Annotated in this window: 12 protein-coding genes; 8 read left to right on the top strand and 4 right to left on the bottom strand. The window is 61.1% G+C overall.

The window, feature by feature from the left end:
* Nucleotides 1–104: 104 nt before the first annotated feature.
* The 4 genes from QCE58_RS28460 to QCE58_RS28445 form a co-directional block, all read right to left on the bottom strand.
* Nucleotides 105–1,133 (bottom strand): LacI family DNA-binding transcriptional regulator, encoded by a 1,029-nt coding sequence (locus tag QCE58_RS28460; protein WP_250435509.1) that lies wholly within the window; start codon nt 1,131–1,133, stop codon nt 105–107.
* A 64-nt stretch (nt 1,134–1,197) separates the two neighbouring features.
* Nucleotides 1,198–2,013, bottom strand: a complete 816-nt coding sequence (locus QCE58_RS28455; RefSeq protein ID WP_250459119.1) for a shikimate dehydrogenase — start codon at nt 2,011–2,013, stop codon at nt 1,198–1,200.
* Entirely contained in the window at nt 2,010–3,056 is a 1,047-nt protein-coding gene (locus QCE58_RS28450; RefSeq protein WP_250521520.1) for a Gfo/Idh/MocA family protein, read from the bottom strand. Before QCE58_RS28450 ends, QCE58_RS28455 begins: the two co-directional genes overlap by 4 nt.
* A gap of 77 nt (nt 3,057–3,133) precedes the next feature.
* Nucleotides 3,134–3,727: a TetR/AcrR family transcriptional regulator gene (locus QCE58_RS28445; protein WP_250521521.1), complete on the bottom strand. Its 594-nt coding sequence runs from the start codon at nt 3,725–3,727 to the stop codon at nt 3,134–3,136.
* Nucleotides 3,728–4,073: 346 nt separating this feature from the next.
* Here QCE58_RS28445 and QCE58_RS28440 point away from each other — a divergent pair, with 346 nt between their 5' ends.
* The 8 genes from QCE58_RS28440 to QCE58_RS28405 all read left to right on the top strand — a co-directional run bounded on the left by QCE58_RS28440 (nt 4,074) and on the right by QCE58_RS28405 (nt 15,842).
* Nucleotides 4,074–4,832, top strand: coding sequence for an enoyl-CoA hydratase/isomerase family protein (locus tag QCE58_RS28440; RefSeq protein ID WP_008353925.1), 759 nt, complete (start codon nt 4,074–4,076; stop codon nt 4,830–4,832).
* Between the two features lie 61 nt (nt 4,833–4,893).
* Nucleotides 4,894–6,237: an MFS transporter gene (locus tag QCE58_RS28435; protein WP_008353924.1), complete on the top strand. Its 1,344-nt coding sequence runs from the start codon at nt 4,894–4,896 to the stop codon at nt 6,235–6,237.
* A gap of 49 nt (nt 6,238–6,286) precedes the next feature.
* Nucleotides 6,287–7,891 (top strand): acyl CoA:acetate/3-ketoacid CoA transferase, encoded by a 1,605-nt coding sequence (locus tag QCE58_RS28430; protein WP_250521522.1) that lies wholly within the window; start codon nt 6,287–6,289, stop codon nt 7,889–7,891.
* A gap of 8 nt (nt 7,892–7,899) precedes the next feature.
* Complete coding sequence (locus tag QCE58_RS28425; RefSeq protein ID WP_250435514.1) at nt 7,900–8,751, top strand: shikimate dehydrogenase; 852 nt, start codon at nt 7,900–7,902, stop codon at nt 8,749–8,751.
* 5 nt (nt 8,752–8,756) lie between these two features.
* Nucleotides 8,757–9,914, top strand: a complete 1,158-nt coding sequence (locus QCE58_RS28420; protein WP_250521523.1) for a dihydrodipicolinate synthase family protein — start codon at nt 8,757–8,759, stop codon at nt 9,912–9,914.
* 44 nt (nt 9,915–9,958) lie between these two features.
* Nucleotides 9,959–10,453 carry a MaoC/PaaZ C-terminal domain-containing protein gene (locus QCE58_RS28415; protein WP_250521524.1) on the top strand — a complete coding sequence of 165 codons (495 nt, stop codon included), beginning with the start codon at nt 9,959–9,961 and terminating at the stop codon, nt 10,451–10,453.
* Between the two features lie 458 nt (nt 10,454–10,911).
* Entirely contained in the window at nt 10,912–13,380 is a 2,469-nt protein-coding gene (locus tag QCE58_RS28410) for a type VI secretion system Vgr family protein (protein WP_250521525.1), read from the top strand.
* Nucleotides 13,381–13,382: 2 nt separating this feature from the next.
* Nucleotides 13,383–15,842, top strand: coding sequence for a hypothetical protein (locus QCE58_RS28405; protein WP_250521526.1), 2,460 nt, complete (start codon nt 13,383–13,385; stop codon nt 15,840–15,842).
* Nucleotide 15,843 lies beyond the last annotated feature (1 nt).

The following is a 15,843-nucleotide window of genomic DNA, read 5'->3' as shown; positions in this document are numbered from 1 at the left end:
AAATCTGTTAGATCGATCTACTACAGGGTAAAAGCTGCGCGGATACGGTGCAAGGAGATTTTTATAAGGGAAACCCGAACGGAGCACGTCCGGGTATGAAGCGCTTATTTGCGCGCGCCGCAGGTTCCGCGGATGACGAGAACCGGCTCCGAGACGATGCGCGTGGGCGTGCGCGAAGGCTCCGTCATGCGCTTGAGCAGCAGATCGGCGGCGGCGCGGCCGATGTCGTCCTGCAAGACCTGGACCGTGGTCAGCGGCGGCTCCCAGAGTTCGGCTTCCGGCACGTCGTCGAAGCCTACGACGCCGAAGTCTGCGCCAGGCTCGATGCCGTGGGCGCGCAGTCCGAGCATCACGCCGAACGCGACGATGTCGTTGCCGCATACGACGGCCGTCGGCGGATTCTTCAGCGCAAGCAGTTCGGTGATGATGCGCTTTCCGTCGTGACGCGTGAGCGGCGACGGCACGAGCAGGCGTTCGTCGAGTTTGATCTTCGCGTCGCGCAGCGCGTCGCGATAGCCCTCGGCGCGGTCGCTGCCGGTCGACGCGCGCATCACGCCGCCGATCATCGCGATGCGTGTGTGCCCGAGCGAAATCAGATGCGAGGTCGCGAGCGCCATGCCGCGACGATTGTCCACGCCGACGTAATCGGCCTTGAGGCCCGGCACGTAACGCGAAGCGAAGACGCACGGAATGCCCCACGCGAGCACCTGACGCATCTGCGCGGCCGTCGTCGATTCGGTCGGACAGACGATGAGACCGTCGATATTGTGCTGCCGCACGGTATCGAGAAAGCGGCCTTGGCGTTCGAGCGATTCGTCGGTGTTGCCCAGCAGCGTGATGAACCCTTGCGTGCTCAGGCTCGCCTCGATGGAGCGGACGAGCATCGTGAAATACGGATTGGCGAGGTCGTTGACGACGACGCCGACGGTGTTCGTCTGATTGCTGCGCATGCCCGCCGCATGGCGGTTGTAGACGTAGCCTTTGCGCTTGAACGCTTCCAGCACGCGCTCGCGCGTGGCTTCGGAGATGCGCGGGCTGTTGCGCAGCACGAGCGAGACCGTGGCGCGGGACAGGCCGAGATCGTTTGCAATATCCAGCAGCGTGACGGGAGAACCTGGTTTGCCTCGGGTCATTGGAACGGTCGATGAGTCGTATGCCCGGAGTGTATCCGAATCGGCCGCGAGATCCGTCTTCCGGTCAGCCATGCGCGATGCCGAAGAACTCGGCGACGATCTCCGCCTGATTCTCCAGCAGATGACGCCCGAGATGGATGCGGTGGCCGCGTTCTTCGGCCTGACAGAGCAGTTGTGTGCGTTCAGGCTTCATGATGATGTCCGCCACCAGCACGCGGCGGTCGAGCCGCGCGATGTCGAACGGCAACGGATCTCCGGCCGCCATGCCGCACGGCGTCGCGTTGACGACCATATCGACATCCGCGGGACTGGCGCTTCCGGCCGAGACGTTCACATCGGGATAAGCGTGCGCAAGCTCCGCGATCAGCGCGTCCTGCTTCGCGCGATCCACATCGATCAATTGCAGCGCTTTCACGCCCGCGCTGGACAGCGCATGCGCGAGCGCTTTTCCGGCTCCGCCCGCGCCCGCCTGAAACACCGACATGCCGCGCGGCTCGTGGCCCTGTTTTCGCAGTCCGCGCGTGAAGCCTTCGCCGTCGTACATCTCGCCGACCCATTCGCCCGATTCGACGCGGCGCATGCAATTGATCGCGCCCACTTTCCGCGCAATCGGCAGGAGCCGGTCGACGAGGCCGGTCATCGATATCTTGTGCGGCACCGTGACGACGATGCCATCGAGATTGCCGATCGTCTTCAGTCCGGCGATGGCGGTCGCGAGCGACGCGGCGGGAATCTGCATCGGCACGAGCACCGCGTTCACGCCCATGCGCTGGAATATCTCGTTGAAGACGAGCGGCGAGCGCGCTTGCGCAATCGGATCGCCGACGATGGCGAAGAGGCGCGTGTCTCCGGAAACAGCGGCGTTCAGTGCGAAAGTCATGATGACGAGTCCGGGTTGACGATCATGAGTCGATGCTCATCCGACGAGGCGATCAGCGCGTCGATCAGCAGATGCGCATTCAAGGCGCTGCGCAATGACGCGACCGGCTCGATTCCGTGCGTGGCGGCGTCGATGAAATTGGCGATCACGGCCTGATGGGCGTGATGAGAGAAGGCCATCGGGTTCGCGCCTGAACCGAGCGAAGCGGTTTCGCCTTCGTCGAGCGTGGTGCCGTCCATGTACTGCACGACGAGCCTGCCGCCGCCGAGCGTCGCGCTGCCGTTGCTGCCGCTCAATTCGATGCGTTCGGGAAAGCCGGGAAAGATGGCCGTGCTGGCGTGCAGCGACGCGACGCAGCCGCTTCGGTATCGCATGACGCCCGCGACGGTGTCCTCGCATTCCATGCGGTGCGCGCGGCTCGTGATCGCGTAGGCGAACACTTCGTCGGGAAGGCCGACCAGCCACAAGAAAAGATCGAGCGTATGGATGGCCTGCGTCATCAGCACGCCGCCGCCGTCGCGCTCGCGCGTGCCGCGTCCGGGTTCGTCGTAATAGGACTGCGGACGCCACCACGGAACGGCGATGCTCGCGCTGTGGATGTCGCCGAGCGCGCCCGCGTCGAGCAATTGACGGAGCTTGCGCGCTGCGTCGCGCGTGCGATGTTGCAGCACCGCAGCCGCGACGATGCCGCGTTGCTCGCATAGCGCGACCAGCTCGCGCGCGCGGGACGTGGTGACGTCGATGGGCTTCTCGACCAGCAGATGTTTGCCCGCTGCCGCGATCTTCGCGCCGAGTTCGAGATGCGTGTTCGGCGGCGTCAGCAGCAGCACGCCGTCGACGTTGTCATCGGCGAGCGCGGTGTCGAGATCGAGCGTGATGCGCGCATGCGGCAATTGTCGGGCGAAAGCGCTTGCGCGTTCCCGCGACCTCGCAACGACATACCGAACGGTCGCGCGGTCCTGCAAGGCCAGCAGACTCGCCAGATGCGGCGCGGATGCCATGCCCGCGCCGACGACTGCGAGCTTGAAACCGGTCTCGTTCATGTCTATTGTCTCCGTTGAAAGACAATAAGGTAGATCGATCTAATTGTCCAGCCGCCGATGACATCGACGGGAAAGATTCACTTGGTGTATTTCGCGAGCACCACGACGGAGAAAGAGTTCATGAACTGTTCGACACGCTCGAAGCCGCCCGCGTCCTGTGCGAATACCGACAGGCTGTCGACGAGGTGCGTGAGCAGGAAGATCAGGTCTTCCTTCGGCGTGTCGCGCTTCAGCTCGCCGGTGCGGCTCGCATGCTCGACGGCGACTTCGACGGCCGCGTGGATCTCGGTCGTGAAGCCCGCGAGCGCCGCGCGCGCCTCGTCGGTCAGGACGTCGCTTTCCAGGCGCAGCCGGCCAATCAGACTCCACGGCCTGCGCGTCTTGCCGCCGGGATTGTATTTGCGGAACAGATTGCGGTTGTAGGCGACTTCCGCCTGCAGCTTCTCTCCCAGCGACAGCGTTTCGTCGAGCCAGATTTTCTTCTGTCCCGCGGTGGCGCCGGCCACGTATTCCTTCACCACTTCCTCGACGAGACTGTTCTTGTTGCCGAAGTGATAGTGGATGTTGGTGGTCGTGATGCCGAGCTCCTTCGCGATCACGCCAAACGTTGTCTTGTGATAGCCGTGCGCGATCAGGAGCTTCTTCGCCAGATCCTTGATGCTGTCGTACATCGGAGATTTTTTGGGGGCGGCGCTTGTTTTGTCGGTCTTGTCGTTCTGACTCAACGGTTCATCTCGGTGGGGATCGGACTGCCGGCTCGGCCTCGAACGAGGCGAAGCAACGGACGGGGATGCTGCGGAATTTGCGGTTGATTTTACACGACCCCCATTTGTCGATCTCTTCGCCGCCTTCTCCGCAAACGACTGCGCGCGTTCCATTTTTCGCCTCCCGAAAATCTCGTTGCGTAGTGCCCGGAAATGATGTTAATGTCCGCTCAACGTACTTACTAGTAAGTAAGTATAAGGGAATACTCGAATGGGACATCACTGCTTCGGCAGTGAAAAAAAAGGAGGCGCGATGCAGGAACACATGGTGGTGCGCAAACACGGCGCGGTCGCGGAGATCGTCATCAATCGACCGGAGAAGATGAACGCGATCACGCCCGAGATGACGCAGACGCTCGCCGGCATCCGGCAGGACATCGAGCGTGACGAAGCGATCCGCGCGGTGCTGCTGCGCGGGGAAGGCGAGCGCGCATTCAGCGCGGGAAGCGATCTCCATTCGCTCAAGACGTATCGCACGACGTGGGAGTTTCGCGCCCGCACCGATTACGCGATGGTCGTGCGCGAATTCACCAAGCCCGTCGTCGCGGCATTGAAAGGCTGGGTGCTGGGCGGCGGCCTGGAAATGATGCTTGGCGCCGATGTCCGCGTCGCGGGACAAAGCGCGAAGTTCGGCGCGCCTGAAGTGGTGCGCGGTTGGGTCGGCGGCGGCGGTGCGTCGCAAATGCTGCCGCGCCTCATCGGCTACGGGCAGGCCATGCGCCTTCTGCTGACCGGCGACACCATCGATGCGAACGAGGCGCTCCGCATCGGCCTTGTCGAGATGGTGGTCGAGGATGCGGCCGTCGTCGAAACCGCGATGGCGCTGTGCCGCAAGATGGCCGAGTTCAGCCCGATCGCGACGCAGTCGGTCAAGGCGGCCGTGCGCGCATCGCTTTCGATGAGCGTCGAACAGGGCATTCGCTACGAGAACGAGCTGACGTCGCTGTGCTTCGCCTCGGGCAACTACGAGGAGGGCGCCAACGCATTCGGCAATCGCGCAAGCCGGAACTGATTCGCGGACAAGTACGTCACGTCGAACATAACCAGACCAAAGAGAAGCAGGAGACAGCGCCATGCAAGTCGCACATGCGCAGAACGCAGACCGCAGGAACATCCGACGCGCCGTGTTCGCGTCGACGCTCGGCACCATCATCGAATGGTACGACTATGGGCTCTATGCAGCGGCATCGGGCCTCATCATCAACAAGCTGTTCTTTCCGCAGTTGTCGTCGCTTGCGGGCACGCTCGCGGCGTTCGCGACCTTCGCGGTCGGCTTCATCATCCGGCCGGTTGGCGGCATCGTCATTTCGCATATCGGCGACAAATACGGCCGCAAACCCGCGCTCGTGTTCTGCGTGACGATCATGGGCGCGGCGACCGTCGGCCTCGGCATATTGCCGACGTGGCAGCAGGCAGGCGTGATCGCGCCGATCCTGCTCGTGCTGCTGCGCATGATGCAGGGCTTCGGCGCCGGCGCGGAACTCGCCGGCGCAATCACGCTGATCGCCGAATACACGCCGCCGAGCCGGCGCGCGTTCTTTACGTCGATTCCGAACGCGGCCACCAACTTCGGCGTGATGATCGCGATCGCGACGTTCCTGATGATCTCGTACGTGCCGGAAGACATCCTGTTCACGTGGGCGTGGCGCGTGCCGTTCATCCTGTCGCTCGGGTTGTTCGGCGTCGCGATCTACATCCGCTCGAAGCTCGATGAAACGCCCGAATACGTCGCCGCGATGGAGAAGGCGAGCGCGAAGGCCAAGGCCGAGAAAGTGCCCGTCGCGGACCTGTTTCGCAACAGCCGTCGCGAGTTGCTGTGCGGCTTCTTCGCGATGGGCGGCCATCAGGCGCTCAGCTATGTGCTCAATACCTTTGCGCTGAGCTACATGACCAACACGGTCGGCATGGCGAAGGCTGACAGCCTCGTCGTACTGATCATCGCGCTGGGCTTCTCGCTTTTCTGCGCGCCCGTCGGCGGCATGCTCGCGGACAAATACGGCAGCGGCAACGTGTTCGCCGCCGGCGCGATGATCGCGCTCGCGCTCGTGTGGCCGCTCTTCCGCGCCATCGATTCGAAGGACATCGTGCTCGCCACGATCGCGATGAGCGCGGTCTATGGAATCAGCTGGGGCTGCACCTGCGGCGCACAGGGCGCGTTCCTGTCGAATCTGTTTCCGACGCAGTACCGCTTCTCCGGCATCGCGATGTGCCGCGAGTTTTCCGGCGCGCTGATAGGCGGGCCGACGCCGTTCATCGCGACCGCGCTCGTCGCATACGCGGGCGGCAAGCCGACTTACGTGATGGTGTTCCTCGCCGTCTTCTGCCTGCTCACGCTGATCGCGGCGCTGTTCGGCAAACGCCTCTCGCGTCATCGGGACGATCAGCCCGTGTTCCAGGAATCGCATTCGGCAATCTGACGCCGATGCGCGCATCGACGCAAACACAGACAATACCGGAGTAGATGACATGCAAATTTTGACCGCCGACCAGGCTGCATCCCTGCTGAAGGATGGCGATACCTTGATGATCGGCGGATCGGGAAGCGGGCACGCCGTGCCGGAAGCGCTGATCGAGGCGCTCGAGCGGCGCTTTCTCGCGCAGGGCGAGCCGCGCCGGATCACGTCGTTTCATCCGGTCGGCCTCGGCGATCGCGGCGAACGCGGCGCATCGCGGCTCGCGCATACGGGGCTGCTCAAGCGTGTCGTATGCGGCACGCTGGTCGATTCGCCGGCGCTCGCGCAGATGGCGCTGAACAAGGAAGTCGAAGCGTGGACACTGCCGCAGGGCGCGCTCTCGCAGCTCACGCGCGAGATGGCGGCGGGGCGGCCGGGGCTCGTCAGTCATGTCGGGCTGCATACCTTCGTCGATCCGCGCAATGGCGGTGGGCTTCAGGGCGCGCCGAGCGATGACGAACTCGTCAGCCTGATCGAGCTCGACGGCCGCGAGTGGCTGTTCTACAAGCCGTTCGAAGTCGATGTCGCTTTTCTGCGCGGCACGACGGCGGACGAAGACGGCAACATATCGATGGAGCATGAAGCCGTTTTCGCGGACATGCTCTCGATGGCGCAGGCGACGAAGCGCAACGGCGGTGTCGTGATCGTGCAGGTGAAGCGGCTTGCGAAGCGCGGCACCTTGCCCGCGAAGACGGTGAAGATTCCGGGCATGCTCGTCGACGCGGTCGTCGTTCAGGAGGATCAGCCGGTGACGTATCAGACGGCTTACGATCCGTCGTTTACCGGCGAAATGCGTATTCCGCTCGGCGGTTTTCCGCGCCTTCCGCTCGACGAACGCAAGATCATCGCGCGGCGTCTCGCGATGGAACTGAGCATGGGCGCGGTGTGCAACGTCGGCTCGGGCGTGTGCACGGGCATCGGGCTCGTCGCGGCGGAAGAGGACGTGCTGCATCACATCGTGCTGACGAACGAGCAAGGGCTGATCGGCGGCGCGCCCGCTGCGGGACTCGATGCCGGCGCCGCGCGCAACTACAGCGCGATCGTCGACATGCCGTATCAATTCGATTTCTACGATGGCGGCGGCATCGATATCGCGTTTCTCTCGGCGGTCGAGATCGACGCGCAGGGCAGCGTCAATATCAGCCGCTTCGCGAACAAGCTGATCGGCGTGGGCGGGTTCATCAACATCAGCCAGAACGCGCGCAAGATGGTCTTCGGCGGCACGTTCACGGCGGGCAACCTGCAGGTGTCCTGCGAAGGCGGCAAGCTGCAGATCCTGAAGGAAGGCGCGCATCGCAAGTTCGTGTCGAAGCTGCAGCAGGTGTCGTACAGCGGACCTTTCGCGCAGGAGCGCAAGCAGACGACACTCTTCGTCACCGAGCGCGCGGTGTTTTGCGCCATCGATGGCGCGCTCGAACTGATCGAGATCGCGCCGGGCATCGATCTCGAGCGCGACGTACTCGCGCACATGGCGTTTCGCCCTGTCATCTCGCCCGATCTCAAGCTGATGGACGAGCGACTCTTCCGTCCCGAACCGATGGGCCTCGATGCCGTGATGGCGTCGCAAGGCTGGCCGTGTCATCCGCGGCTTGCTGCGTTAGCGGGGGGCGAGCGGTGAAGCGCGAGTTGCAAGCTCTTCGAATCGATGGATCGACGCGCCTCTTCGGCATCGTCGGCAGTCCGGTGACGCAGGTGAAGACACCGCAACTGATGAACGCGCTCTTCGACGCAAGCGGCATCAATGCGACATGCCTGCCGTTCGATGTGCCCGTGAACGTGTTCGAGCCGGCCGTAGCCGGACTTCAGGCGCTCGGCAATCTCGATGGCCTGGTCGTCACCGTGCCGCACAAGGTGCGCGCGATGGCGATGGTCGACGACATGTCGGACACGGCGCGGCGCGTCGGCGCGATCAACGTGATGCGGCAACAGCCGGATGGCACCTGGTACGGCGATATGTTCGACGGCACAGGCCTCGTGCAGGGACTGACGCGTCTCGGCTTCGAGGTTCGCGGCCAGCGCGTGAAGCAGCTCGGCGCGGGCGGTGCGGGCGCCGCGGTCGCGCACGCGCTGGCCGAGGCGGGCGCGGCGAGCATCGCGCTGAGCGATCCGCAGCGCGAGCTGTCCGAGCAGTTGTCGGCGCGACTGAACCGCTTCTATCCGGATTGCGAGGCTCGCGTCGATGTCGATCCGGCGAATGTCGCGGGCGTGGATCTGCTCATCAACTGTTCGCCGGTCGGCATGAAGCCGGGCGATGGCATGCCGGCTTCCTTTGGCGCATTTTCCGAAGCGATGCAGGTCGTCGACATCATCATGACGCCCGCCGAAACGCCGCTGCTGAAACATGCGCGGCAGTGCGGCTGTCGCGCGACCAACGGACGGCCGATGATCGAAGGGCAGCTCGCGGCGTTCGCGACGTTTTTCGGCATCGACATGCCCGCAGCGTTCCCTATCCTTTTCGACGCGCCTATCCGGACCTGACTACCATGCATATCGTTCTTCCGACCGCTTCCGGCGAGTTCGAAAACTACACGCTCAAAGGCGATCCGATCGGCGGCGCGCCGGCGGGATCGACATTCAACCGCATCGCCTATTCCGCCGCGCACGTCGTGGCCGATCCGCTTCGCAGCGGCGAACTGAATCAGCCCGCCGCACTCGACTGGGCGCGCACGATCGAATATCGGCGATATCTGATCGGCCAGGGGCTCGGCATCGCGGAGGCGATGGACACCGCGCAGCGCGGCATGGGCCTCACATGGGACACGGCGCTCGAGCTCATCGAGCGGACGATGCAGGAAACGCGCGACATGGCCGGTGCGCGGATCGCGTCGGGATGCGGCACGGATCATCTTCCCGCGCAGTCGGCCACGTCGTGCGATGACGTCATCCGCGCCTATGCGACGCAGCTCGAAGCGATTCAGCGCACGGGCAGCCGGGTGATCCTGATGGCAAGCCGCGCGCTCACCCGCGTGGCGCGAAGTCGCGATGACTATCTGCGTGTGTATGGCGAAGTGCTCGCGATGTGCGACAAGCCCGTGATCCTTCACTGGCTCGGCGACATGTTCGATCCGGAGTTGAAGGGATACTGGGGCAGCGACAATCTCGACGAAGCAGCCGACGCGTGCCTGACGGTCATCGCGGAGAACGCTGGCAAGATCGACGGCATCAAGATTTCCCTGCTCGACGATGCCCGCGAGATTGCCTTCCGGCGACGCCTGCCCGAAGGCGTCAGGATGTATACGGGCGACGATTTCAACTATCCGTCGCTCATCAAGGGCGATGAAGAAGGTTACTCGCACGCGTTGCTCGGCATCTTCGATGCGATCGCGCCGGCTGCATCGCAGGCGCTCGCGGCGCTCGCTGCAGGCGATCTCGCGCGATACGAGCGGGTTTTCGCGCCGACGGTGGCGCTCTCGCGCCACATCTTTCGCATGCCGACGCAGTACTACAAAACGGGCGTCGTCTTTCTCGCCTACCTGAACGGATTTCAGCCGCATTTCTTCATGCTCGGCGGTCACCACGGCGCACGTCCGCCGGTTTATCTCGCGGACGTGTTCCGTCTCGCCGATAAGGCCGGCCTGCTGCGCAATCCCGATCTCGCGGTTCAGCGAATGCGGCTCGTCATGCAGACGCTCGGACTTTGAACGCCGACTTTCTTGAAGGCACATTACAAGGACAGATGGAAGACATGACCCAATTACAGAACGAAGAAGCCGCCGTACAGCGCGGGCGTTTGCTCGCGCCGGGCATGTATGACCTGAACGACCTCGAGATAGGCGATCATTTCGTCACGTCGGGCATGACGTTGACGGAAGCGCATATCGTCAATTACGCGGGTGTATCGGGCGATATGTACGACATTCATCTCGACGATGTGGCCGCGCAGCAGGCGGGATTTCCCGGCCGGATCGCGCACGGACTGCTCGGCCTCGCGCTCACCGATGGTCTGAAGACGCGCTCACCGGTGCGCATGAGCGCGCTGGCGACGTTGGGATGGAACTGGTCGTTTCGGGCGCCGCTTCATATCGGCGATCGCATTCAGGTCGAAATCGAAGTCGTCGGTAAGCGGGTGACGAAGCGCATCGACCGAGGAATCGCGACGCTGAAGCTGTGCGTGCTGAATCAACTGGGGAACGTCGTGCAGGACGGGGAGACGCTGCTGTTGATGCGGAATCGGGCTTAGTTTTCTCAAACATTCGATACGCGCGACGATTGCCCATCAGCGGACGTTAACGATCATCGTTTGACCGAAGCTCGGGCGGTCGAGCCCGATGCGCGCAACCAGTTGTGTCATGACCTCCCACTCCGCACCGCCTCTGCGAGCACGAGCAACGTGCAGAATTGCAGTTTGGGTGCGCGTCACTGCGATCGCTGCGATCGCTGCTTTAACCTGGACATGCTAAAGGCTGGGTGCAGTTTCCATGTCGAGCGGGCCCACCTCCGATCAGTGCCGCAAGCGTCTTCGGACCATTCCTAAATGACAATGACGTCGCTCCGAGCGACGGAATATTAGGTCACAATCCCCTGCTAAATTGTCCCGATTCGGAATGCCAAGCGATTGCGCGATGCAATCCTCGGGTCGTTAAAACGTCTACCTAAGTTGTCGTCGAAGGTGGCGCTTATCAGGGAGAGTGCTTTCGCATGTCAATGGTATTGCCAAGTCAGGCCTACGGCCTCCAGTTGAAGCCCCACCCCGCGCCCATCTCAGTACTGAGCTTCAATGGCGAGGCGCAAATTAGCGCGCTCTACAAGTTCAATATCGAATTTACGAGCCCTGTCGCCGATATTCCGATGGATCAGGTCGTTGGGCGGTCTGCGGTGTTGACCATCGCCCCCATCGATCCTCAAGAAGCTTATCTGCGGCAGATGTTCGGTGAACGATGGAAGGACTTCAGCAAGGCGCCGGAGCCTAGCGTCACGCATGGCGTCATTGACAGGTTTGAGACGCTCGGCACATCGGCCGATGAAACCCGGTATCGCGTCACCCTGGTGCCGAAGATCGCGGAATTGGCGAGAGGCCGCACATGCCGATTGTTTCAGAAGCAATCGGTCGTCGAGATCATCACCGATACGCTGCGCCACTACGATTATCGCCTCGGTGTCGATTTCGATTTCAAGAGTCTGCGCGGCACGTATAAGCGGCTCGAATACGAGACTCAGTTCTACGAGACCACGTTCGCGTTTATTCAGCGCCTCTGCGCCGAAGCGGGCATCTGGTTTCGCTTCGAGCAGAAGAGCGATCGGACGGTCATCATCTTCGGGGATGATCTGGATGCGTATGCCCGCAAGCAGCGGGTGGTTCCGTATCGCAGCCACTCGGGGCTGGAAAGCGTGGGCGCCGAATCGATCCGTTCGCTCAGGACGATCACGCAGCGCGTGCCCGAGGCGGTGCAACTGAACGACTACAACCATCGTCAGGCGGACGTCAATCTGTTGGTCGAGGAGAACACCGCGCGCGCGGACAAGACCACCGATGGTGTCGATGGGACGTGGGGCGAGCATTACGAAACGCTGGAGGAAGGTCGCCAGATCGCGCGTCTGCGCCATGAAGCGCACATCGCCACCCAGATCAGCTATCGCGCTCGGGGCAATCCGTTCTCGCTCGAAGTGGGCGAGGTGATCCGGCTGGACGTGAATCCCAAGGATGCGCCCAACGGCCTGCTCGTTACGTCGATGCGTTGCGGCGGCGGCCGGGGCGTGTCGTACTGGAACACTTTCCGGGCGATCCCGGCGGATCGCAAGTGGCGCACGAGCATCGACGTGATCGAGCGTCCGAAGGCCGAAGGCATCTGGCCGGCCAGGGTGGATTCTCCCGGCAACTATCACTATGGCTATCTCGATGAAAAGGGACGGTATGTCGTCAAGATGCCGTTCGATCTGGACGAGTGGAGTCCGGGGGGCGCGAGCCGTCCTATTCGTATGGCCAAGCCTTATGCGGGGGCGGACTACGGTCATCACATGCCGTTGATCCACGGCACGGAGGTGGCGCTTATCTTTACGGCACAGGATCCGAATCGGCCCGTGATCGTGGGGAGCTTGCATGACAGCCTGAATCCGGATCTGGTCAACAACCTGAACAACACCCGAAATCTCATCCGCACGGCTGCGAAGAACGAACTTCGCATGGAGGATAAGGAGAATTTCGAGCACATCCATCTGACGACGCCGTATCAGACCAGCGAACTGAATCTGGGGCATATGGTCGATGGGCAGCGCAAGGAGCGTGGGCGGGGGGCGGAGCTCAGGTCCGATGAGCGCGTGGCAGTTCGCGGAAACGGTATATATATCACCGCGAAAAGCCAACCAGCGACGAGTGGAAGGCAACTCGACATGGTTGAAGGCGTCTCGCAACTCGAGAGCTCCTTGCAGCTTGCTAGGGCTCTGGCATCGACGGCCGAGGCGGCTGGTGCCAATCCTGTAGATACCGATTCTCAACAGCAGGTAAACGCGGAGTTGAATCAGCTGACTCAGCCTGGCGTGTTTGTGAGCGCCCCAGCCTCGATCGGCCTCGCTTCTGGTAAAAGCGTGCAAGTCTCCGCACGCGACAACATTACTGCGGTAGCGGGTAAGAACTTCGACGTCAGTGCCCTGAAGCGTTTCAGCGTAGCTGTTGGCGAAGCTGTATCGCTGTTTGCTCAGAAGATGGGCATCAAGTTGTTCGCAGGACGTGGTTCGATCGATATCGAAGCGCAAACCGATGCGATGTCCCTTCTTTCAGCCAAAGACTTGACCGTCTCGAGTGCTGATGGCTCGGTCCGGGTTAAAGGGAAGCGCGAGATCGTCCTTGAGTCGGGAGGCGCGTTTATTCGAATCGCTGATGGCAACGTCACGATCGGCGGACCGGGCGATCTCATTCTGAAGGTCATCACGATGCAAAAGCAGGGCGCGGCGACACTTCACGAGGCAACGGCCGTACTGCCCAAGCCGGCTGGACTCTTCGACGAGCAATTCACGCTGCGCGATGAGCACTCGGGCGAGATTCTTTCGTACCACCCCTACCGGATAGAAACTGCAGATGGGGAAATTCACGAAGGCATCACGGACGTCGAGGGGCGTACCGTGCGCGTATACACCGGAAAAGGGCAGGGATTGAATATTTTCAAAGGTTGATCATGAGCGACATACTTGCAACCCCGACAAAGCCTATTGGAACCGGCGCCACCAACAGCAGCAAGCCCGGCAGTAGTAACGTCGATGTGAAGGTACCTGCTGAGCCACTGTGCTTTTTGCGACCTGAAATGGGCGAGGTGATCGTTGTTCCTGCGGAAGACGCAAATGCAGTGCGAAGCCAATACAACAAGCTGAGCGACATGATGGCGGAGCTTCACTCTGCAAACAGCGCCGTACAGTTGTGTGAAGAGAATCTGATGGAACTCGCCGCGAAGCATGCCACCCGAGCAGTTGTCGCTCAAGCGGAAAAGGTCTATGACATGGCTCTCGATTGGCAAATGGAGGCGCACGATGCAGTGCATAAACTCTACGAGGGGCTCGTCGTGCCAGTCGAGGATCCAAAACCGGCTGGAAACGCCGAATCAAAAGAAGACAAGGTGAACAGTTCGGGTGCGGGTGCAAAGTTGATCGAACTCATCGCACTCAAGAAGGAGAGTAACGAAGAGCAGGAGAAGAAGAAGGCCGAAGACAAGGAGCGCAAGATAGACGACGGTGTCTTCAAGGGCAAGATTGCGTCGTTCAAGTCGGCAAAGGAGCTTAGAGATGCGAAGAAGTGGCCGAAAAAGACCTTTGAGAAAATTGTTTATTTGCCTGAGAACAAGCTCAAGTCATCTTGGCCAAAGTTCAAGGATGCACAGAAAACGAAATGGCGCGAAGTCTACAAAAAGGGGGATGATGGAAAACACAGGATCGACAAGGAGAAGCTGAACGATTATGTCAAGGAGCAGTTAAAGAGCTCGACGAAGATTTCACTAAACCAAGTCTATAAACAGGTGTTTGGCGACGAGCTTGAGGCGAGCAAGAGCGGCACTCTGGGAAAGTGGGCAGACGAGTGGAACAAGACGCACAAGTCTGATGACAAACATGCTCCACTTTCCGCAGCTGGACTGGGAATCGCCGACATTGACTTGAGTGCAGGAGCGCAATTAATGCGCTATTCATGCGGCGCCAGTCTGGATAGCGAGATATCCGCGGCCGACCGGCACGTGAGCGTGAAGGCAGAAGGCCACGCCGCTATCGATTTTGCGAAGGCGTCAGCCGATCTCGAATTGTACGTGCCGCGCAAGGACGGGTGGCTGTGGACTATCTATGACTTGAACGGCGCTGAGTATCAACTGATTGCAGGGCGATGCAAGATCAATGTTTCGGTTTCCGGTGTGGTGGGCGCTAGCGTCAATGCTGAGCTTTCGCTGGCCGTGGACGCCAAGGCGCTTGATAATGGGGCTTCAGGTAAAACGAGCCAGGTTTCTGCAGTGCGCGTCAGAGGCAAGCGGGGCCGCAAGGGAAAGGACGTGCGTAAGAAGGGCACGCGGTCGATCAACAGCAACGATGAAGAGAACATTGGTACGCTCGACGCATCGGTGAGCGGGTTTGCTGGCATCAAGGCCGAAGGTTCGTTGACCGGAAGCCTCGAATGGCGCAATCCGGAAAGCAAGGAGAAGGAATTCATTGAGGTAGCGAGCATTACGCCGTCTGTCGGTGGCTACCTTGGTATCGCCGGGGATGCGAAGTTCAGGTGCGAATTCGATGCGGATCGTGGCATGTTCATGCTCACCGCGCACGCTGGTTTGTGCATTGGCGTAGGGGCCGAAGGTGGAATTTCGTTCAGTGTCAGCGCCTTACAACTAGGCAAGTTCGTAATGTGCTTGCAGTACAAGCTCGTGTATTGGCAGTTCAAGAATCTCGAGATCATTGAGGAGAGAGCTTTTCAGGCGTTGTATAAGCTGGCCTTTTTAGCAGTGCAAACAGGGAAAGCAATGGAGCTGTTCTATATGCGAGGGATTAAATTCATCGACGATGCTGTCGCAGACGCGAACGAAGCTTTTGCGAAAGCTCAAGCTCGCCGAGACCTTGCGCAGCGGCTTCTCGACAAACCAGAGGCACTCCGCTACGCTCCGCCAGAAGCCAAAGGCATGCTGATCTATCAATTGACGCGCCACGGGACTGCGGCCGAGGCAGCTACCGGTCACGCCCTGGCGGGAGATAACTACCTCGGCGCAGAGCGCCGGGCGGTCTTGGCTGTCTTGAAGACCGCTACCACCAAGGCGGAGGCGACCAACATCATCCAGCACATCAGCAGCACCGGCGCAAAGGGTGAATTCAATATCAAATTGAACGCGTTGAAAGAGTTCTTTCGTAGCGAAGCAGCGGGGAATATCGACATCCCGTTCTATGAGTCGCCCTATGGAAAGCAGTTCGACAGTAACTGGGACCAGCTTGCGATGAGTGGTGATTTCGGGAGTTGGTATGCGGCTTTTGATAACTATTTGATGGACGAGTATCCCCACGGTTATGCGATCGCCGAAGCCACTTCACCTGAATACGAAGCCCTGCGATATGCAAATGCCAATCCGCTGTTTGCCAGCGAAGGAATGAACGCGTACTACTCTAATCTGGCCTGAA

The organism is Caballeronia sp. LZ028 (genome assembly GCF_031451415.1).
Lineage (GTDB): Bacteria > Pseudomonadota > Gammaproteobacteria > Burkholderiales > Burkholderiaceae > Caballeronia > Caballeronia zhejiangensis.
This window is presented reverse-complemented; position numbering and strand designations above follow the sequence as displayed.